The sequence below is a fragment of the Kurthia zopfii genome, assembly GCF_003143955.1.
Lineage (GTDB): Bacteria > Bacillota > Bacilli > Bacillales_A > Planococcaceae > Kurthia > Kurthia zopfii.
In genome coordinates this window covers 1-20,501 of record NZ_QFVS01000037.1, presented here as the reverse complement: position 1 = coordinate 20,501, position 20,501 = coordinate 1, and the positions used below count along the sequence as shown (strand labels likewise).

The 20,501-nt window shown below is 38.2% G+C and carries 15 protein-coding genes, 1 riboswitch and 1 other annotated feature; of the genes, 11 read left to right on the top strand and 4 right to left on the bottom strand.

The genetic code is table 11. From position 1 onward, the window contains the following. Nucleotides 1-547: 547 nt before the first annotated feature. Complete coding sequence (gene pckA, locus DF281_RS11935) at nucleotides 548-2,134, bottom strand: phosphoenolpyruvate carboxykinase (ATP) (protein ID WP_109350491.1); 1,587 nt, start codon at nucleotides 2,132-2,134, stop codon at nucleotides 548-550. Between the two features lie 250 nt (nucleotides 2,135-2,384). Continuing rightward, a riboswitch (SAM riboswitch) is annotated at nucleotides 2,385-2,502 on the top strand. Between the two features lie 244 nt (nucleotides 2,503-2,746). Here pckA and metK point away from each other — a divergent pair. From metK to qoxD, 6 genes are all read left to right on the top strand, one after another. Continuing rightward, nucleotides 2,747-3,940: a methionine adenosyltransferase gene (gene metK / locus DF281_RS11930; protein ID WP_109350490.1), complete on the top strand. Its 1,194-nt coding sequence runs from the start codon at nucleotides 2,747-2,749 to the stop codon at nucleotides 3,938-3,940. 239 nt (nucleotides 3,941-4,179) lie between these two features. Further along, complete coding sequence (locus DF281_RS11925) at nucleotides 4,180-5,433, top strand: glycoside hydrolase family protein (RefSeq protein WP_166636136.1); 1,254 nt, start codon at nucleotides 4,180-4,182, stop codon at nucleotides 5,431-5,433. 948 nt (nucleotides 5,434-6,381) lie between these two features. Continuing rightward, nucleotides 6,382-7,320, top strand: coding sequence for a cytochrome aa3 quinol oxidase subunit II (gene qoxA, locus DF281_RS11920; protein ID WP_109350488.1), 939 nt, complete (start codon nucleotides 6,382-6,384; stop codon nucleotides 7,318-7,320). A 63-nt stretch (nucleotides 7,321-7,383) separates the two neighbouring features. Next, nucleotides 7,384-9,324: a cytochrome aa3 quinol oxidase subunit I gene (gene qoxB, locus DF281_RS11915; protein ID WP_109350501.1), complete on the top strand. Its 1,941-nt coding sequence runs from the start codon at nucleotides 7,384-7,386 to the stop codon at nucleotides 9,322-9,324. After that, nucleotides 9,324-9,923: a cytochrome aa3 quinol oxidase subunit III gene (gene qoxC, locus DF281_RS11910; RefSeq protein ID WP_109350487.1), complete on the top strand. Its 600-nt coding sequence runs from the start codon at nucleotides 9,324-9,326 to the stop codon at nucleotides 9,921-9,923. The genes qoxB and qoxC overlap by 1 nt, the downstream gene beginning before the upstream one ends. 1 nt (nucleotide 9,924) lies before the next feature. Continuing rightward, on the top strand, nucleotides 9,925-10,206 hold the full coding sequence (qoxD, locus tag DF281_RS11905) for a cytochrome aa3 quinol oxidase subunit IV (protein WP_109350486.1): 282 nt from the start codon (nucleotides 9,925-9,927) through the stop codon (nucleotides 10,204-10,206). 187 nt (nucleotides 10,207-10,393) lie between these two features. Here the strand turns inward: qoxD and DF281_RS11900 are convergent, their stop codons facing one another. Then, nucleotides 10,394-10,909: a gamma carbonic anhydrase gene (locus tag DF281_RS11900; protein ID WP_109350485.1), complete on the bottom strand. Its 516-nt coding sequence runs from the start codon at nucleotides 10,907-10,909 to the stop codon at nucleotides 10,394-10,396. A 230-nt stretch (nucleotides 10,910-11,139) separates the two neighbouring features. Between DF281_RS11900 and DF281_RS11895 the strand changes: the two genes are divergently transcribed. From DF281_RS11895 to DF281_RS11885, 3 genes are all read left to right on the top strand, one after another. Further along, nucleotides 11,140-11,940, top strand: coding sequence for an alpha/beta hydrolase (locus DF281_RS11895; protein WP_109350484.1), 801 nt, complete (start codon nucleotides 11,140-11,142; stop codon nucleotides 11,938-11,940). A 290-nt stretch (nucleotides 11,941-12,230) separates the two neighbouring features. Further along, nucleotides 12,231-13,676 (top strand): alanine/glycine:cation symporter family protein, encoded by a 1,446-nt coding sequence (locus DF281_RS11890; protein WP_109350483.1) that lies wholly within the window; start codon nucleotides 12,231-12,233, stop codon nucleotides 13,674-13,676. 127 nt (nucleotides 13,677-13,803) lie between these two features. Then, nucleotides 13,804-14,475 (top strand): helix-turn-helix domain-containing protein, encoded by a 672-nt coding sequence (locus DF281_RS11885; protein WP_109350482.1) that lies wholly within the window; start codon nucleotides 13,804-13,806, stop codon nucleotides 14,473-14,475. Nucleotides 14,476-14,557: 82 nt separating this feature from the next. Here DF281_RS11885 and mnmM read toward each other — a convergent pair whose 3' ends face one another. Continuing rightward, nucleotides 14,558-15,139 (bottom strand): tRNA 5-(aminomethyl)-2-thiouridylate-methyltransferase MnmM, encoded by a 582-nt coding sequence (mnmM, locus tag DF281_RS11880; protein WP_109350481.1) that lies wholly within the window; start codon nucleotides 15,137-15,139, stop codon nucleotides 14,558-14,560. After that, on the bottom strand, nucleotides 15,136-16,095 hold the full coding sequence (gene mnmL / locus DF281_RS11875) for a tRNA modification radical SAM protein MnmL/YtqA (RefSeq protein WP_109350480.1): 960 nt from the start codon (nucleotides 16,093-16,095) through the stop codon (nucleotides 15,136-15,138). The genes mnmM and mnmL overlap by 4 nt, the downstream gene beginning before the upstream one ends. A 228-nt stretch (nucleotides 16,096-16,323) precedes the next feature. On the opposite strand from mnmL, the gene DF281_RS11870 reads away from it, so the two are divergent. Both DF281_RS11870 and leuS read left to right on the top strand, forming a co-directional pair. Next, the gene (locus tag DF281_RS11870; RefSeq protein ID WP_109350479.1) at nucleotides 16,324-17,526 is read left to right on the top strand and encodes an MDR family MFS transporter; all 1,203 of its coding nucleotides are present in this window, start codon (nucleotides 16,324-16,326) and stop codon (nucleotides 17,524-17,526) included. A 52-nt stretch (nucleotides 17,527-17,578) separates the two neighbouring features. After that, nucleotides 17,579-17,788, top strand: a binding site (T-box leader). Nucleotides 17,789-17,858: 70 nt separating this feature from the next. After that, nucleotides 17,859-20,276, top strand: a complete 2,418-nt coding sequence (leuS, locus tag DF281_RS11865; RefSeq protein ID WP_109350478.1) for a leucine--tRNA ligase — start codon at nucleotides 17,859-17,861, stop codon at nucleotides 20,274-20,276. The last annotated feature ends 225 nt before the right edge of the window (nucleotides 20,277-20,501 follow it).

The following is a 20,501-nucleotide window of genomic DNA, read 5'->3' as shown; positions in this document are numbered from 1 at the left end:
CTTTGTATTCGATTATCATATACTTTCGAAATAATGTCATGGGAAAATGGACAAGTATGAGAATCTTTAGTTATCTCAATATAAAGGGCATTCTTCCTCTCAAATTTTTTGATTCGTACATCTTTTATTCTGGAATATTTATGTAGCATACTTAACCTTTCTTTAGCTTATTATGTATAAAGGAATTGGTGAAACTGTGCTTTTTTTGATCTTTTTCACATAGATCAACATTGAAAGAAATAACGATGACTCCTGCCGAAAAACAAGTGTGAAGCAATCCTTTCTTTGTCTAGCTCCAAACGCTATATGCTTTCAGCTCTTCAAATTCTCGGGGAAAAGTGATGGGGCTTTTACTTTTCCTTCGAATTTTCCAGACCTTCCGCATATGAACAAGCGTTTTTCACTTTTCTTTCGTTATTTCCGAAAGTTACAACGTGAATTGTTTTAAGACTCCAACATATATAAGAGAACCACTTTTTTTACATACGAAACAAAGAGGAATCCATAACAAAAGCCTAGGAAGAATCCTAGGCTTTTGTTATGTCTATTAAACTAATGGCGCACCTTTAGTTGTGATATCATCTGAAACTTTAGCGAATTTTTTGAAGTTCTCGTGGAACATACCCGCTAATTGTTTAGCTTTTGCATCGTAAGCATCTTTATCAGCCCATGCATCGCGAGGGTTTAATAAGTCAGCTGGAATTCCGTCCATCGCTTTAGGAATTGCTAAACCGAAGAATGGATCTTGAACAGTTTCAACATTGTTTAATGTACCTTCGATTGCTGCGTTTACCATAGCACGAGTGTATGAAAGTTTCATACGTTTACCAGTACCGAATACGCCACCAGTCCAACCAGTGTTTACTAGGAATACATTTACATTATGTTCGTCGATTTTGTTACCAAGCATTTCAGCGTAAACTGTTGCTGGAAGTGGTAAGAATGGAGAACCGAAGCAAGTAGAGAATACTGGTTCTGGTTCAACTACACCGCGTTCTGTACCAGGAGTTTTCGAAGTGAAACCTGATAAGAAGTGGTACATCGCTTGTTCTTTTGTTAATTTAGAGATTGGAGGTAATACGCCAAATGCATCTGCAGTTAAGAAGATGATTGTATTTGGGTGACCTGCAACTGATGGTAATACGATGTTATCAATATTGTCGATTGGGTAAGCCGCACGCGTATTTTGAGTTGGTGTTTCATCATCGTAATCAGGAATGCGTGTATCTTCATCAACTACTACGTTTTCTAAAACAGTACCGAAACGGATTGCATTGTAGATTTCTGGCTCTTTTTCAGCTGAAAGATTGATTGTTTTTGCGTAGCAACCACCTTCAATATTAAATACGCCAGTATCTGACCAACCATGCTCGTCATCACCGATTAGTTTGCGGTTAGCATCTGCTGATAAAGTTGTTTTACCAGTACCAGATAAGCCGAAGAATAAAGCAGTATCGCCTTTTTCGCCAACGTTAGCTGAACAGTGCATTGAAAGAATACCTTGTTGAGGTAGTAAGTAGTTCATGATGCCGAAGATTGATTTTTTCATTTCGCCAGCATACTCAGTACCACCGATTAGGATGATTTTCTTCTCAAGAGAAACCATGATGAATGTTTCAGATTGAGTACCATCAACTTCTGGATCTGCGTGGAAAGTAGGCGCTGAAACGATTGTGAAATCAGCCATGTGATTTGCAGCTTCTTCGTCAGTAGGGCGAATGAAAAGGTTGTGAGCAAAAAGATTATGCCATGCATATTCATTAACAACACGAATTGATAAGCGAGTCGCTTCATCAGCACCAGCAAAGCCTTTGAACACAAAGATTTCTTCTTTTTCTTTTAAGTAATTTACCACTTTAGTGTAAAGTGCATCGAAAACTTCAGATGAGATAGGGCGGTTTACTGAACCCCAATCAATATTTTCTTTTGAGCTATCTTCTTCTACCATAAATTTATCTTTAGGAGAACGACCAGTGTATTTACCAGTGTTGGCACGAACGGCACCGTCCACTGTTAAAATTGCTTCGCCACGAGATGTAGCTTTTTCAACTAATTCTGCAACAGAAAGTTGTTCCTTAATATTGTCACCTGCTAAAAGTGTCTTCAATTCATTCGAAATTTCTACTGAATTCATGTGTTTGAATACCATCCTTTTTTATATTTATATTACCCACAAAGTGGTTAGTTATCATTTCTGCAATTAGTATAACACATTCAACATATTAGTCTATACTAATTATGTATTTATTTAAGATAATTTTTACGGAATGTGACAAAGAAAATAACGGTACAAATCGTCGCTTAAAATACCTTTATAATAGGAAGAGAATATTCAACTGTTGACTTTGAAGTCTATATCTACTAACATATGAAATGAACGGATACTCTTATCCCGAGCTGGTGGAGGGTCAGGCCCTATGAAACCCGGCAACCTGCATGACATTCTCATGTGATGCGTTGGTGCTAATCTGAATGCAAGGATATTTCCTTGAACGATAAGAGTGAAGAGTGCTTACGAAATAACACCCTTCTCTCATGAGCTTTTTATGAGTGAGGGGTTTTTTTATTTCTAAATATACGATGAAATTCATCTTTTAATATGTATGAATGGCACTTTCTATTACATCCTCGTGTTAAATAGCAGCAATATGCTGGCTTGGAGTTTTATTATAAATAATAGAACACACATGGATCAAGAGTACCGTATCTTTTTTCGAGGCGATCTCGTATAGGAGGAAACCATATTATGGCTCAACGAAGACTATTTACATCAGAAAGTGTTACAGAAGGACATCCGGATAAAATTTGTGATCAAATCTCAGATGCAATTTTAGATGCGATTATCGCAAAAGATCCGAATGCGCGTGTAGCATGTGAAACAACTGTTACAACAGGACTTGTTCTTGTTGCAGGTGAAATCTCAACATCTACTTACGTAGACATCAAAGGAATCGTGCGTGAAACTGTAGAAGGAATCGGCTACACTCGTGGCAAATACGGTTTTGATGCAGAGAACTTAGCTGTACTTGTAGCAATTGGGGAACAATCACCTGATATCGCATTAGGTGTAGACCAAGCGCTAGAAGCACGTGAAGGTAGTATGACAGATGAAGATATCGAAGCAATCGGTGCTGGTGACCAAGGGTTAATGTTCGGTTATGCAAATAACGAAACACCTGAACTTATGCCTTTACCAATTAGCCTTGCGCATAAATTATCTCGTCGCCTAACTGAAGTTCGTAAATCAGGTTTACTGACTTACCTACGTCCAGATGGTAAAACACAAGTAACGATCGAGTATGATGAGAACAACCACCCAGTACGTGTAGATACAATTGTCATCTCTACTCAACATGATGAAGAAGTTACTTTAGAACAAATTAATGAAGATTTACGTAAACACGTAATTGCTGAAGTAGTGCCAGCTGAATTATTAGATGCTGAAACAAAATACTTCATCAACCCAACAGGTCGTTTCGTAATTGGTGGACCTAAAGGAGATGCAGGACTTACAGGTCGTAAAATTATCGTAGATACTTACGGTGGTTACGCTCGTCATGGTGGCGGTGCGTTCTCTGGTAAAGATGCAACGAAAGTTGACCGTTCTGGTGCATACGCTGCACGTTACGTTGCCAAAAACATCGTAGCTGCTGGCTTAGCTGACAAAGCAGAAGTTCAATTAGCGTATGCAATTGGTGTTGCTCAACCAGTATCAATCGCAATCGATACTTTCGAAACTGGTAAAGTATCAGAAGCTGAATTAGTAGAAGCGGTTCGTGACTTATTCGACCTACGTCCAGCAGGCATCATTAAAATGCTTGACCTACGTCGTCCAATTTACAAACAAACAGCTGCTTACGGTCATTTCGGTCGTACAGACTTAGATGTTCCTTGGGAAGCTACTGACAAAGCAGAAGCTTTAAAAGTAAAATTTGCATAAGTTTTAATAAAATGAGGTATGGCCAATGGTTTTCCATTCGGCTGTGCTTTTTTTTTGGTCTAATTGAATTTACGTTTAAAAACTTAACTCATAGCGAAAAAACGGTTTATTAATCAGTAATTCTCTTAAAAATGCAATAAATAGGTGAAAAGGATAACTAAATACCCATAGTTTAGGGAGTTTCACCTTACTTATGTGTTATGCTAGTCACTGCAATGAAAAACGCTAGGAGGAACATCATGAAAAAGATTATCGCATTATTATTCATCTGTATGGCTATTTTTGCTGTCGCAGGTCATGAAAATACGGCCGAAGCAGCAAGTAAAAAAGTGTATAAAATCACACCTAGTTCAAAACCAGTAGATCCATTATTTTTAAGGTTTTCTACTTATAATAAAGATACGAAACATTATTATTTATTAAGATCTTATTTAGAGAAATTTGAGAAAGAAAATGGTGGTACATTAGTTTTGAAAAAGGGTACATATACGATTTCAAACGCTCTATATATTCCTTCAAATGTAACGATTAAATTAGAGAATGATGCTCGATTGAATAAAGGGACGAAGACAGGTACATCTCAATTCAAACCGTCGACATCAATTTTCCAACTTGTGCGCCCATCAAAAGCGAATAAAAAAGGTGCATACGGCAAACATAATGGTGAGAAAAATATACAATTCATCGGTAGTGGTAAAGCGACGATTGATATGAAGTATTTTGAAAAAGGAATTGCCATCATTATGGGCCATAACCAAAATGTCAAAGTAGACAATATCGACTTCCAAAACATTAGTAATGCTCATTTTATTGAAATGGATGCTTCTAAAAACGTCAAAGTAACAAATTCAAGCTTTAAAAACTCAAAAGATGGCTATGCTTCTATTAAAGAAGCAATCAATTTAGATACACCAGACCGTACTACAAAAGGGTGGAGTCAAGAGTGGAGTAAATTTGACCGTCAAGCAAATGATACGGTGTTAATCGAAGGGAATACTTTCTACAACTTACCGAGAGCGATTGGTACACATAAATACTCGGAAAAGAAATTGCATAAGAAAGTAACGATTCGTGATAATAAAATGTCTAAAATTAAGCGTGATTATATCCGTGGATTAAATTGGTCACAACCAGTCATTGAAAATAATACGTTTTCGATGACGAAAGCTGAATCAAATAAGGAAGAAAATGCGCTATTACGAGGTGTATTTTTGAGTGGATCGTATAAACCGACAATTCGAGAAAACAATTTCAACTATATTCCAAGACCAATCGCCTTCTTAAAATGGCAAAATACAAATGGTGGAACGACTAAATTTATTTACTCGCATATTACGAAAGGAAATAAAGCAGATTTCCTGACTAATCATATTAGCAATGCGATGTTCCAAAAAATTCTCATTAATGGTTATGATAATGGGGAGAGTGATGAGCTGGATCAAGTAGAATTTCCTGAATCAATCTTAAAACCAGAACTTCGCGAGGAAGAATGATTTTAAATAGAAGAAACTCGAATCGGATAAATAATTTTTTATCCGATTTTTTGGATCATTTTTGTTAAAGTAGTGAACTGATAGAAAATAGGAAATCAATCTGCTGCATGACAAACGCTACACAAAGCACCGAAAAAAAGTAAGCCTGTTATTCACTATCTGAATTGTAATAATAAAAATAGACAACTTTCGAAAATTCCGAAATTTTACAACAAGCAGTTCAGCCTTGAAGTGTTTATAAACAATGATATAATAGGAAAGAAGTTTTCCTATATAATATGTAGAGCTGTGAAAGTTCGATGAGTATCTAATCAAAAATTAGATACTCTTTTCGATTTTTAACAGAGGTTACTGATTATTACCAAGGCTTACAAATTTAAGGGATATTTTTTCGGTAAATTTTGGAAAATATGTATAGATCTATTACCCGGAGAAAAAATAGATGGAAATACAGATGGAACAGAATTTCTTTATTTCAAATATATGGTTTTTTACTGTATATTAGGTCCTTTGGAAATGTATTTTTTCGAGTCGTTCGTCTTTGTTGTCCACAGAACGTTCAAAAACTTTCAAAGAATGTGTGAAATAATTTAGATTTTTATTCTTTTCGGTAAGCTTTAGGTTTATAATTCAGTTTGAATTGAAAAGAAGGTTGAATGCTTCTTAGTGTAAGAAGTTGGTTAGAGAGCTTGGGTTACCTTGTGAAGAATTGTAGAGGATCTACTATTTATGAATTCGTTTGTTTTCGTTGTATAGCAATTATAAAGAGAATTGATAAATACGGATTTAACTACTAGGACGCACGAGGCATTAAAATGTTCAATCATCTCAGCAAATTCAGAAACATATTTATTTTGCAACGCAGAGTAGATATAGGGGGACACACTTCAATATCCATTCAACATTCTATACTTAATTAAAGAAGGTTGTTTTAGAAGGGAGTACAACATGAGTAAAAAAGTGTTAATTATGCCAATCGTAGCTGCATTACTAGCGGTAGTTTTATCTGGATGTGAACCTTTAATGGTTTTAAATCCTAAAGGACCGAATGCAGAAACATTATCAAAAACGATTTGGATTTCTATCGCAACAATGGTTGTAGTACTAGCAGTTGTTTACATTCTATTAATCAATATGCTAACTAAATACCGCGCAGGTAAAATGGGGGCTGACTATGAGCCACCACACGAAGCAGGTAACCATAAGTTAGAGATTCTTTGGACAGTTATTCCTATCGTTATCGTTGCTTTCTTATCAGTAGTAACAATCGTAACTACTAAAGATGTAGAGTCTAAACCTGAGGGTTATGGCGACAAGAAACCTCTTGTTGTTTATGCTTCTTCATCAGAATGGAAATGGCACTTCAGTTATCCTGAACAAGGAATTGAAACTGTAAACTATGCACATATTCCAACTGATCGTCCGATCGAGTTCCGTTTATACTCATTCGGTACAATCACAAGTTTCTGGGTTCCACAACTAGCAGGTCAAAAATACGCTATGACAGATATGTTAACTAAGATTCACTTAGCTGCAGATCATAAAGGCGATTATTGGGGCCGTAACTCGAACTTCAATGGTGAAGGATTCGAGGCAATGCAATTTAACATCACTGCTGAGTCACAAGCTGATTTCGATCAATGGGCTAAAGATGTAAAAGCTAAAGAACCAAAATTAACAGAAAAAGAATTCAACAAGCTGCTTAAAGCAAGCGTTGTTGGACAAAAAAGCTTCTCTTCTACTCACTTAGAATTCTCGAAACCACCAATGGACCACAAAGCCATGATGGATGCGAGCAAGTATAATGAATCGAAAAAAGGTCAAAAACGTGCTGATCCAGAAGAACACGACATGGATGACATGGACGACATGGACAGTATGGAGTAATCTCAAAAACCATTTTTCCTTTTAAAAAAGGTAGAAGTATGAAAGGAGTTAACCAAATTGACAATGAGTGAAATTTTTGCACCGTTAAAAGAACCTCTTATCATGGGTACCGCTGTTGGTATCATGGTCGGTGTAATCGCAGTTATAGCTGGTCTTACGTACTTTAAATTGTGGGGTTGGTTATACAACAACTACATTAAAACAGTAGACCATAAAAAAATCGGTGTAATGTACATTTTCGTTGCACTTGTAATGTTATTCAAAGGTGGGGTAGAAGCACTATTAATGCGTGCTCAAACTGCCGTACCAGACAACAAATTATTAAACTCTGAACACTATAATGAAATCTTTACTACACATGGTGTATTAATGATTCTATTCGTAGCAATGCCATTCTTATTTGGTTTGTTCAACGTAGTTATTCCACTACAAATTGGTGCTCGTGACGTAGCCTTCCCACGTCTAAACGCTTTATCTTTCTGGTTATTCGCAGCTGGTGCGGTACTAATTAACGTATCATTCATCATCGGTGGATCTCCAAACGCTGGTTGGACTTCTTACTTCCCACTAGCAGGTATTGAATATAACCCAGGTGTTAATAATAACTATTACGCTTGGTCGTTACAGATTTCAGGTCTAGGTTCACTTATGACCGGGATCAACTTTGTAACAACAATCGTTAAGATGCGTGCTCCAGGTATGACATGGATGAAAGTTCCTATGTTCACTTGGTCTTCATTCATCGCTAACATCATCGTAGTATTTGCATTCCCAGTATTAACTGTTGCACTTATCATGATGACAATGGACCGTCAATTCGGTACTAAATTCTTCTCTACAGAAGATGGCGGTATGGATATGTTATGGGCCAACTTATTCTGGGTTTGGGGTCACCCTGAAGTATATATCGTTATCCTTCCTGCCTTTGGTGTATTTAGTGAGGTTATCGCAACATTCTCACGTAAAAACCTATTCGGCTATGGTTCGATGGTAGCTTCAATGATCATCATCTCATTACTATCATTCTTAGTATGGGCCCACCATTTCTACACAATGGGTCACGGCGTTGTAGTTAACGGAGTATTCTCAATCACTACAATGTTAATCGCAGTTCCTACCGGAGTTAAGATATTCAACTGGTTACTGACAATGCGTCACGGTCGAATTACATTCACTACTCCAATGTTATACGCTTTAGGTTTCATTCCTATCTTCACTATCGGTGGGGTTACGGGTGTAATGCTAGCAATGGCAAGTGCTGACTATCAATATCACAATACTTTATTCTTAGTTGCTCACTTCCACTATGTATTAATTCCAGGTACTGTATTCGGTATCTTAGCTGGTTACCACTTCTGGTGGCCGAAAATGTTCGGTTTCAAACTTAATGAAAAAATCGGTCAAGTTGGTTTCTGGTTAATCGCAATCGGATTCAACGTAACATTCTTCCCTATGTTCATCTTAGGTTTAGATGGTTATGCTCGTCGTATGTACACATACTCAGCAGAAACTGGTTACATGACTTTAAATATGATTTCATTTATCGGTGCTCTTGTCCTTGCATTAGGATTCGCAACACTTGTATACAACATTTACTACAGCTTACGTCACAGAAAAGAGCTTGCTTGTGGTGGAGATCCATGGGATGCGCGTTCACTTGAATGGGCTACACATTCTCCTGTTCCAGAGTATAACTTCGCTGTTGTTCCAACAATCAGCCGTCTTGATGAATTCTGGTACGCTAAAAAAGAAGGTCGTGACCTTCAAGCAGGTAAAATTGAAGACATCCACATGCCAAACGATTCAGCTGCTCCATTCTGGCAATCAGTTGTTATGGGATTATTCGCATTCTTCTTCATCTTCAACGAAATTGGCATTGCAATCGCACTAGGCGTTGTAACTCTAATCTTCATGGCAGTTCGTTCATTCGAAATCGATGAAGGTCGTCATATTCACATTAAAGAGATTGAAGAAGAAGAACGTAGATTGAGAGGTGACCGATAATGTCAAAACATAATAATTCAGTGCCATTGGAGTACCAAGGCGAGGAAAATGATTTGAAAATCTTCGGTTTCTGGATCTTCTTAGGCGCAGAAATTGTACTTTTCGCAACACTATTTACAACGTACTTCACATTAGTTAACCGTACGGGTTCAGCTCCAACAGGCCCAGAGCTTTTCGAAATTGGACCTGTAATTCTTGAAACTTTCTTACTTTTAACTTCTAGTTTCACTATTGGTTTAGGTGTACACGCTATGCGTTTAGGCCGCGTTAAACCAATGATCGTATTCTATATCATTACTTTACTTCTAGGTGCAGGGTTCTTAGCAGTTGAGATTGATGAATTTATCACTTACGTAGACCACGGTGCAACAATCACTTCAAGTGCATTCTTGTCAGCCCTAATGACTCTATTAGGAACTCACGGTGCTCACGTAACGTTCGGTCTACTATGGGGAATCGCGATTATTATCCAAGTTTCAAAACATGGTATTAATAAACGTACTGCCAATAAAGCGTTTATCTTCTCTTTATACTGGCACTTCCTAGATGTTGTTTGGATCTTCCTGTTCAGCTTTATTTACTTGAAAGGAATGATGTAGAATGGCACAACTATTTCCAAAAGAGCACGTATTGGGCTTTATCGGCTCGATCGTATTAACTCTAGTTGCACTATCTGTTATTCAATTTGATTTATCTTTAACAGCAGCATTAGTAATCCTTTGGGTTACTGCAATTGCTCAAGCATCACTTCAATTAGTATTATTCATGCATATTGGAGAAACTGATGATAAGAAATCAATTTACGTTGCAACGATTTATTCTGTAGTTATTGGTTTAGTTACTGTGTTCGGTTCATTACTAGCTATGATCTGGGGTTACTAATCCTAAATATTCCAGCCACTCGGTTTTCCGGGTTGGCTGGTTTTTTTGTATTTTGAGATTAAGGCATGTTTAAATTCGCTAAAAAATTATAAAAAGCACTATCTTCTCATCGGAGGACAGTGCTTTTAAAAATGTCTGGATTTTTTTGTTAATAAATAAAAGGATAGGGTATAACTAAGTACAGAATTTATTTCTTTTGCAGTGATTTATAATATTGACCTTTTTCATAATACTCATTTAAGATTCGGTTCATATCTTTGCGGTCAGCATCCGTTAATTCACGTACTGCTTTTGCAGGGCGACCGAAAGCCAATGTATTCGGCGGTATAACAGTTCCTTGTGTGACAAGGCTACCAGCGCCAATGAATGCTCCTTCGCCGATGACAGCTCCATCTAAGATGATTGAAGCCATACCGATGAGCGCACCTTTTTTAATATGACAACTATGCAAAGTAGCTTGATGACCAATAGACGCCTCATCTTCAATGATTAAAGGGAATGCAGGGCTTTGATGTAGACAACATAGATCTTGGACATTCACACGCTTTCCGATAATCGTAGGTGATACATCGCCACGAATGACTGTATTATAGAAGATAGATGAACCTTCGCCGATTGTGACATCGCCAGTAATGACGACATGATCGCCAATGAATGCTGTCTCGTCAATTTTAGGTTCTTTGCCTTTATACGGATAAATCATGTTATTATTCGCCTCTTTCTTTAAAATGTAACATAATCGTATCAAAGTCTTGGAATTTATGGAACGAAAAAGTAGCAGAATACGTTACAATAGAAGAAGTATTAAATACTCTTAAAAAATACGTTTGTTGCAACGATCGGTATAAATGGATACCAATATAGCAAAAAGGAGATCGTTACATTTAAAAGAGCAACCTCGTCCAAGCGAGTTTTAAAGTAGCGAGTGACAATATGTGGAAATGGGAAGCGGAAGGGCAACCGAAAGCAGTTGTAGTCATCATACATAGTGCGTATGAACATCATAGAAGATATGCATGGCTTATAGAAAAGCTTCGAGTGGCTGGTTTTCATGTCATTGCCGGAGATTTACCCGGACACGGTGCAGAAAGTAAAACGAAGAAAATTCATGATGAAGATTTAAAAGACTATGAGAAATTTATTAAGTTAATGATTTATGAAGCGACACAATATAATTTACCGACATTTATTTTAGGACATGGCATGGGTGCGACATTTGCGATGCATGCGGTAGGGAAGTTCAAATACGAGATTGCTGGAGCCATTATGACTTCACCTTGGTTACATCTTCAACATCAGCAATCAAAAATGGCAACCGCTTTAAAAGGGGTTAGTAAAATCGCTGGTGGCATTAAAATGCGCCATGAGATTGATGCTAGACTACTTTCAAGAAGTTACGAGTTCTATATGGAAGAGAAGGATGATCCATACTATAATCCGTCTGTCACTGTGAGATGGTATCATGAACTCCAACAATTTATGAAGGCAATTTACCAAGTGGAAGACCGCTTTAAAGACATTCCCGTATTAATGATGAATGGTAAAAGTGATAAAATCACGGACGTAGCCTACAATCGAAAGTGGCTTGAAAAACAAAAGTTATCCGAGTATCACTACAAAGAGTGGGATCAATGCTATCATGATTTATTCCAAGAACCTGAACGTGAATTGATCTATCAATACGTGGAAGACTTTATTTTGAACAGACTACGAACAATAGGCTATATCGTATAATTAGAAGCTCTATCTCAAATTGGAATTGAGATGGAGCTTCTTTTTTATATTGTGTTTCTACCTAGGGAATACAAAGTCTTTATAAATGATAATTTCATTGATAATACTATTGAAAATGTATTTATGGAAAGTACATAAAGAAGAAATGTGTATAATGTAGCTGAAATAAACACAACTGTCTGTTTAAAACGACTTGATTTTTCTTTATAATAGAATAATGGAGGAATTATAAAAAGCGTATATTAATTACCAATAATAACTTATTGTTCGTATTTTAGGGGGAAGTCAACATGACAGACATCATTAACACGATTTACGACTTACTTTGGGGTCCGTGGATGATTTACGGAATTCTACTAGTAGGTCTCGTACTAACGATTGTTACAAAAGGAGTTCAATTCAGATTCATTAAAGATATGTTTGGACAAATATTCAATGGGAAGAAATCAGATGCAGGTGTTTCTTCATTCCAAGCGATGTCTATGGCTCTATCTGGACGAATTGGTACAGGTAATATCGCAGGGACAGCAACGGCCATCGCATTCGGTGGGCCAGGTGCGATTTTCTGGATGTGGGTAATCGCCATCATTGGAGCAGCAACAGCTTATGTAGAATCGACATTAGCGCAAATTTACAAAGAAGAGAAAAATGGTGTTTATCGAGGTGGACCAGCATTTTACATACATAAATACACAGGAAAAAGATGGCTAGGTATGATCTTTGCGATTGCCGCAATTATCGGGATGTCATTTTTACAACCGACTGTTCAAGCGAATGCAATTGCAGATGCTATGAATAATGCATTCAATGTGCCGCATTGGGTTTCAGGTTTACTTGTTTGTATTATTTTAGGGTTAATTATTGTTGGTGGTGTGAAACGAATTGCGACTGCAGCATCAATCATCGTTCCATTCATGGCCATTGCTTATATTCTTGTAGCGGCAATTATTATTGGGATGAATTTTGATCAAGTGCCAACAGTTTTCGCATTAATTTTCAAAAGTGCATTCGGTGCAGAAGAAATCTTTAGTGGGATTTTAGGTGCGGCAATTGCATGGGGAGTGAAGCGTGGTATTTATGCCAACGAAGCGGGGCAAGGTACAGGCCCTCACCCAGCAGCAGCAGCAGAAGTATCTCACCCAGTTAAACAAGGTTTAGTACAAGCCGCGTCAGTTTACTTGGATACATTCCTAGTTTGTACAGCGACTGCGTTTATGATTCTTTTCACAGGAATGTACAATGTTCAAGCGGATGAAGGAAAAGGTGAATTCCTCGTTCAAAACTTACCCGGTATTGAAGCGGGTACGGCATTTACGCAACATGCAGTGAATGCGGCATTCCCAATCGAGGGATTTGGTACGATGTTCGTCGCAGTAGCGCTATTATTCTTCGCCTTCACAACGACGATGGCATACTACTATATCGCCGAAACGAATGTAGCATATATTTTTGACGGCAAACGCCAGAAGATTGCGACACGTGTCGTGCAGTTCGTCATTATTCTTGCGACTTACTTCGGTGCAGTTCGAACGTCGGAAGCAGCGTGGACATTAGGTGATATCGGTTTAGGTATCATGGTCTGGGTCAACGTACTATGCTTAATCTTCATGGTCAAACCGGCATTGATTGCGTTGAAAGATTATGAGCAACAAAAACGTATGGGCATTGATCCGGTATTCAATCCAGAGAAACTTGGGATTAAAAATGCTGATTTCTGGGTAAAAAAGAATAAATAATGATGTATTAAGTGAGCCATTTGGAGAAATGGTTCACTTTTTTGCATTTCTTTAGCAATTCCATAGCTTTTATGTACTTTTTTTGAGAAAATGAGAGGGTAGAAACATATAGAAGGAAGGGTATCTCATGGAAAAAGTATTAGGAACTGGCGATTTAGCTGAAATGGTAGGGATTAAAAAAACATCTTTAAAACACTATATTTCTGTATTAGAGAAAAGTGGATATGAGATACGACGTGATCACCGAAATTACCGTTCATTTGATGAACAGGATGTTGCGTTAATTTTAGCGTATGCACAATTACATAATAAAAAAGGAATGACATTGAAAGAAGCAGCTGCAGTTGTGACAGCACCTGATTTTGATGTAGAAGAAGTTGAAATTATTCCACCGGCTCAACAAGTAGTAATTGAGAAGAAGAATAATTATGAATTGGATCGATACGCGGATCTTTCAAATGCGATGGAACTTTTAGCGGACCACGTAAAAGGCATCGAATCACAAAATGCACAATTAATTCAATTGATTCAAGCGCAGCATGAGCAGAATGAATTGCTTATGCAACAAAATGAAACTTTAAAAGAAGAATTTTCTTCAATGAAGTTACAAATTGAAGCGCCGAAAGAAGAAAATAATACTTCTAAAAAACAACTTGATCGAGTTGAATCTCAAAATAGCGCGATTATGGCTGCGTTAAATCGCATTAATGTCCAACAACATAATGCGGAAGTTGAGCAGTATGAGGAACAGAAGAAAGAACAGTCGAAAGGTTTTATGGGTAGATTGTTCAATAAATAATGTAGGAAGTCTCGGTATGTAATCCGAGGCTTTTTCTATGAAAAAAAAGCAGAAATCATGATGACTTCTGCTTCTACAACACTTACTTTTCAATTGGTAATGCTTTTACTTTTTCAAGTGCGATGATGAAAGGTGGGTCATTTTTCTGGTTGATGAATTCATAGCGCAATACATGAATAGATTTCTGTGGTAGGGAAGACACGTATTCGATGACACGATCTCGCTCTTCCTTCCCTCCTTCATGTCCATGATAAATCACAAGTACAATCATGCCGCCAATATTCAACTTCTGCACAAGCGACTCAATCGCCATCACAGTAGTAGAAGGTTTCGTCACGATTGAATGTTCAGCACCAGGTAAATAGCCTAGATTAAAAATTGCCGCTTGAACATCTGATAAGACATATTTTGCGACATTTTCATGGCCATCTAAAATAACTTCACATCGATCAGCAACACCAGCATCGACTAAACGCTTCGTTGTAGAATCAATTGCTTGTTGCTGGACATCAAAAGCATATACTCTACCTTCTTCGCCAACTAAATCAGCTAAGAAAGCCGTATCATGTCCGTTGCCAGCAGTCGCATCAACTACGATATCACCCGCGCTAACAGTTTGTGTAAGTAAAGTTTGAGCATATTGAATAACGCGTTCTAACTTCATTTCGCATCTGCCGCCTTCACGAAATGCTTCCCTTGCCAGCTATCACGTTTTGCAAGCTCGCCATCAATCCCATTTAAAACTTCCCATTTATTCACTGACCACATAGGCCCAATCATTAAGTCAATCGGTCCGTCGCCTGTAATACGTTGGACAACCATTTCTGGAGGAATCACTTCAAGTTGATCCGCAACAAGTTGTGTATACGCATCTTGATCCATTAATTCCAATTGACCTTTTTCGTATTGCTTCACAAGTGGTGTCCCTTTTAATAGATGAAGTAAGTGGATTTTAATCCCTTGAACATCTAGTTTCGCCACTTCACGCGCTGTTTCCATCATCATATCGTAATCTTCAAGCGGAAGACCATTAATGATATGTGTACAAATGCGGATATTATGTTTGCGAAGTTTATTAACGCCTTCTACATATAATTTATAGTCATGGGCGCGGTTTATTAGGCGAGCCGTCTTATCATGTACCGTTTGCAGTCCTAGCTCGACCCATAAATAAGTACGTTCATTCAACTCGGCTAAATATTCGACAACATCGTCAGGTAAGCAGTCAGGGCGAGTAGCGATACTTAGACCTACGACACCTTCACAAGCTAGTGCAGCTTCGAATTTCTCTTTTAATTCAGGAAGCGGTGCATGTGTATTCGTATAAGCTTGGAAGTACGCCATCGTTTTGCCGTCTTTCCATTTATGTTGCATTTTCTCTTTGATCGTCGCGAATTGCACTTCGATTGGATCAACACGGTCACCAGCGAAATCGCCAGAACCAGCTGCCGAACAAAATGTACAACCACCGAAAGCGACTGTACCATCACGGTTTGGACAGTCAAAGCCTGCATCTAGGGCTACTTTGAAAACCTTCGAACCAAATTCATTTCGTAAATATCTATTCCATGTATAATAACGTTTTCCATCTGAAGGGAATGGAAACTGATTTTCTGTCATAATATTCATCTCCTCAACAATTCATTTTAACATGAAATGATTTGATTGTTATGGAATTTGCGAAATTGTTGGATTCAAATGACTAGAAAAATGGTCTGAAAATTTCGTAACTTGAATGAGAACGCTTGCCTACAAGGATTTTTCGGATTTCGTAATATTTAGGGTTGTAACACGGGACATTATCCTCTAATATGTACCTCAAAGACTTCAAAAAAGAGGAGGGGAATTATGCCGAAAATGGTCTGGCTATTAGTCATCGGAATGCTTGTCAACACGACGGGGAACTCCTTTCTATGGCCGTTAAATACAATCTATTTGAACGAACATCTTGGGCAATCGCTATCTGTCGCAGGTCTTGTCTTAATGGCAAACGCCGCAGCTGGGGTTGTCGGGAACTTATTAGGTGGTTACCTATTTGATAAAATCGGTGGTTATAAAACGATTATGGTCGGAATTGTCATTACCATCATCGGATTAGCTTTACTAACGATTTGGCATGGTTGGCCTCATTACGTGTACTTCCTGACATTAATCGGATTCAGTGGCGGGATCGTCTTCCCATCTATGTATGCAATGGTCGGAATTGTCTGGCCAGAAGGTGGTAGACGAGGATTCAACGCCATTTATTTGGCTCAAAACGTAGGTGTAGCATTCGGACCGGTATTAGCTGGATTAGTCGCTACATTAAGCTTTGACTATATTTTCAGTGCGAATTTAATCATGTACATCGTCTTCTTCTTCATTGCATTCTCATATGCTTCTATTAAAGTAGAAGAATCATATGCAGCGACGACAATGTTAAGCGAGGGCGGTAAATTAAAAGACCGCACGAATTTATATGCATTATGTATTTTAGGAATTGGCTTTATGATTGCCTGGTTAGTGTATTCACAGTGGACGACGACGATTTCAAGTTATACACAAACTTTAGATATTCCATTAACGCAGTATAGTTTACTATGGACGGTGAATGGATTAATTATCGTACTAGGGCAACCATTGATTAAACCAATTGTGAAACGACTTGAAGATAACTTCAAAGCACAACTTTTGATTGGTTTAGCATTCTTCGTTGCTTCATTCTTAGTCGTGTCATATGCAGGGACATTCAAAATGTTCTTAATGGCGATGATCATCATCTCATTCGGTGAGATGTTCATCTTCCCAGTTGTGCCGACAATTGCGAGTATGTTAGCGCCGAAAGGGAAGGACGGCTTCTTCCAAGGGATCGTCAACAGCTTCTCGACGCTTGGGAAAATGCTTGGCCCATTCATCGGTGGCGTATTAGCAGATTCTTATGGCATGCACATCACATTTATTATTTTAACAATTGTCATGGTCGCAGCGATTGTGCCATTCGTTCTTTATGATCTACCACTTCGTAGAAAAAAGGCGAGAGAACTAGCGGTAGAAAAGAGTTCTGACAATTAAATAATTATACTTGTTATTTTAGGTCGTATCAGATAAGATTGAATTAATATACTATAAGACGTTGAACTGGAGTAGTAAATGACGGAAGCTTTGAGAGAGTTAGCGGTTGGTGTGAGCTAATAGTGGAAGGAATTGAACTTGCCATGGGAGTCTGCATAGGAGCATTACATGACCTAGCCGTTTATCCGCGTTAAGGATTCAAGTTGAGTGTTTCGGCACTAATTTGGGTGGTACCGCGGGAATTATATGTCTCGTCCCTTTTATTATGAAGGGACGGGACTTTTTATTTTGGCTAAAAAATGAAGTGCGACGTAAATAAAGGAGGAAATATAATGACTTTTAATCACCAACAAGTAGAGAAGAAATGGCAGAAGTATTGGGATGTAAACCAATCTTTCGAAACAATTAACGACAATTCAAAACCGAAATTTTACGCATTAGATATGTTCCCGTATCCATCAGGTTCTGGACTTCACGTAGGACACCCTGAAGGTTATACAGCGACGGATATTCTATCACGTTTCAAACGTATGCAAGGCTACAATGTATTACACCCAATGGGCTGGGATGCATTCGGACTTCCTGCTGAGCAATACGCACTTGATACAGGGAATGACCCTGCTGAATTCACACTTACGAATATCGCGACATTCAAACGCCAAATCCAAGAACTAGGATTCAGCTATGACTGGAAACGTGAAATCAATACGACAGATCCAGAGTACTACAAATGGACACAATGGATCTTCATTCAACTACACAAAAAAGGCTTAGCTTACATCTCAGAAGCAGCTGTAAACTGGTGCCCAGCACTTGGTACAGTTCTTTCAAACGAAGAAGTAATCGATGGTCTTTCTGAACGTGGAGGACATCCAGTAGTTCGCCGTCCAATGAAACAATGGATGCTAAAAATTACGGAATATGCGGATCGTCTAGTAGATGATTTAGATGATGTTGATTGGCCAGAAAATATTAAAGATATGCAACGCCACTGGATCGGCCGTTCACACGGTGCTGAAGTTGATTTCAAAATCAAAGGGACAGATAAAGAGTTCCGCGTCTTCACAACTCGTCCAGACACATTATTCGGTGCTACTTACACAGTATTAGCGCCAGAACATAAACTTGTAAAAGAAATTACAACAGCTGAACAATCAGCAGCGGTTGAAGCTTACTTAGAGAAAGTTTCATTAAAATCTGACCTAGAACGTACAGATTTAGCGAAAGAAAAATCAGGCGTATTCACAGGTGCATATGCAATCAACCCAATCAATGGTAAAGAAGTGCCGATTTGGATTGCTGATTACGTACTTTCAACATATGGTACTGGCGCAATTATGGCTGTTCCTGCACATGATGAACGCGACTATGAATTCGCACAACAATTCGATTTACCAATCGTACCAGTTCTTGACGGTGGCGACGTAACGAAGGAAGCATTCACAGGCGATGGCGCACATATCAACTCTGAATTCCTAGACGGTCTAGGTAAAGAAGAAGGTATTGAAAAAGCAATCGCATGGTTAGAAGAAAATAAAGCTGGTGAGAAGAAAACTTCATACCGCCTACGTGACTGGTTATTCTCTCGTCAACGTTACTGGGGTGAACCAATTCCAATTATCCATTGGGAAGATGGTTCAATCACAACAGTTCCAGAGGAAGAACTTCCATTAGTTTTACCGAAAACAACGGATATTCACCCATCAGGTACTGGTGAATCACCACTTGCGAATATCGAAGAATGGGTAAATGTAGTAGATCCAGTAACAGGTATGAAAGGTCGCCGTGAAACGAACACTATGCCACAATGGGCAGGTTCTTCATGGTACTTCCTACGCTTCATCGATCCACACAATACAGAAGCAATTGCAGATCCAGAACTTCTAAAACGCTGGTTACCAGTTGATATTTACATTGGTGGACAAGAACACGCAGTTCTTCACTTACTATATGCTCGTTTCTGGCATAAAGTATTATTCGACCTAGGTATAGTACCAACGAAAGAGCCATTCCAAAAACTATTCAACCAAGGGATGATTCTTGGTGAAGGTAATGAAAAAATGTCTAAATCGAAAGGGAATGTAGTAAACCCTGACGATATTATCGAATCACATGGTGCAGATACACTTCGTTTATACGAAATGTTCATGGGACCACTTGAAGCTTCAATTCCTTGGTCAACAAACGGACTTGATGGCGCACGTCGTTTCTTAGACCGCGTATGGCGTCTATTCATCGATGAGGAAACAGGTGAACTTTCATCTAAAATCCAACCATCAACAGATACGACATTAGAAAAAGTGTATAACCAAACAGTTCAAAAAGTTACGGATAACAATGAAAACATCCGTTTCAACACTTCTATTTCACAAATGATGGTATTCATCAACGAATGTTACAAAGCGGACGTTGTACCGACTGAATATGCTGAAGGCTTCGTGAAAATGTTAGCACCAATCGCACCTCACGTAGGTGAAGAACTTTGGGAAAAACTTGGTCACGCTGAATCAATCACATATACAGAATGGCCAACATTCGATGAGTCTAAACTAGTAGACGACGAAATCGAAATCGTTGTACAAATCAACGGCAAAGTACGTGCTAAACTAGTAGTCGCAAAAGACGCAACACGCGAAGACCTAGAAGCAGCAGCACTTGCAAACGAAAGCGTACAAGAAAACATCGCAGGCAAAGAAATCAAAAAACTAATCGCCGTACCAGGTAAATTAGTAAATATTGTAGCGAAGTAATAGAGATATAGGAAACCCCCTCCAAGGAAATTAAAATGTACCCTATCAGATAGACACTTTGAAAAAAGTCCTCTGATAGGGTACTTTTGTTTATAATGAAAAAAAAAGATGTTGGAGTGGATTAGAATGACTAAATTATATTTTACTAGAGAACAACAAGAACAATTAAAATGTAATCCCAATGTACAAGCTGTAAGTGAAAAAGCAATTACATATACGGATGCA

What these genes read in the sequence shown, in the direction of transcription:
- pckA (WP_109350491.1), bottom strand. Translation starts at nt 2,134, where the DNA reads ATGAATTCAGTAGAAATTTCGAATGAATTGAAGACACTTTTAGCAGGT.
- metK (WP_109350490.1), top strand. Translation starts at nt 2,747, where the DNA reads ATGGCTCAACGAAGACTATTTACATCAGAAAGTGTTACAGAAGGACAT.
- DF281_RS11925 (WP_166636136.1), top strand. Translation starts at nt 4,180, where the DNA reads ATGAAAAAGATTATCGCATTATTATTCATCTGTATGGCTATTTTTGCT.
- qoxA (WP_109350488.1), top strand. Translation starts at nt 6,382, where the DNA reads ATGAGTAAAAAAGTGTTAATTATGCCAATCGTAGCTGCATTACTAGCG.
- qoxB (WP_109350501.1), top strand. Translation starts at nt 7,384, where the DNA reads ATGAGTGAAATTTTTGCACCGTTAAAAGAACCTCTTATCATGGGTACC.
- qoxC (WP_109350487.1), top strand. Translation starts at nt 9,324, where the DNA reads ATGTCAAAACATAATAATTCAGTGCCATTGGAGTACCAAGGCGAGGAA.
- qoxD (WP_109350486.1), top strand. Translation starts at nt 9,925, where the DNA reads ATGGCACAACTATTTCCAAAAGAGCACGTATTGGGCTTTATCGGCTCG.
- DF281_RS11900 (WP_109350485.1), bottom strand. Translation starts at nt 10,909, where the DNA reads ATGATTTATCCGTATAAAGGCAAAGAACCTAAAATTGACGAGACAGCA.
- DF281_RS11895 (WP_109350484.1), top strand. Translation starts at nt 11,140, where the DNA reads ATGTGGAAATGGGAAGCGGAAGGGCAACCGAAAGCAGTTGTAGTCATC.
- DF281_RS11890 (WP_109350483.1), top strand. Translation starts at nt 12,231, where the DNA reads ATGACAGACATCATTAACACGATTTACGACTTACTTTGGGGTCCGTGG.
- DF281_RS11885 (WP_109350482.1), top strand. Translation starts at nt 13,804, where the DNA reads ATGGAAAAAGTATTAGGAACTGGCGATTTAGCTGAAATGGTAGGGATT.
- mnmM (WP_109350481.1), bottom strand. Translation starts at nt 15,139, where the DNA reads ATGAAGTTAGAACGCGTTATTCAATATGCTCAAACTTTACTTACACAA.
- mnmL (WP_109350480.1), bottom strand. Translation starts at nt 16,095, where the DNA reads ATGACAGAAAATCAGTTTCCATTCCCTTCAGATGGAAAACGTTATTAT.
- DF281_RS11870 (WP_109350479.1), top strand. Translation starts at nt 16,324, where the DNA reads ATGCCGAAAATGGTCTGGCTATTAGTCATCGGAATGCTTGTCAACACG.
- leuS (WP_109350478.1), top strand. Translation starts at nt 17,859, where the DNA reads ATGACTTTTAATCACCAACAAGTAGAGAAGAAATGGCAGAAGTATTGG.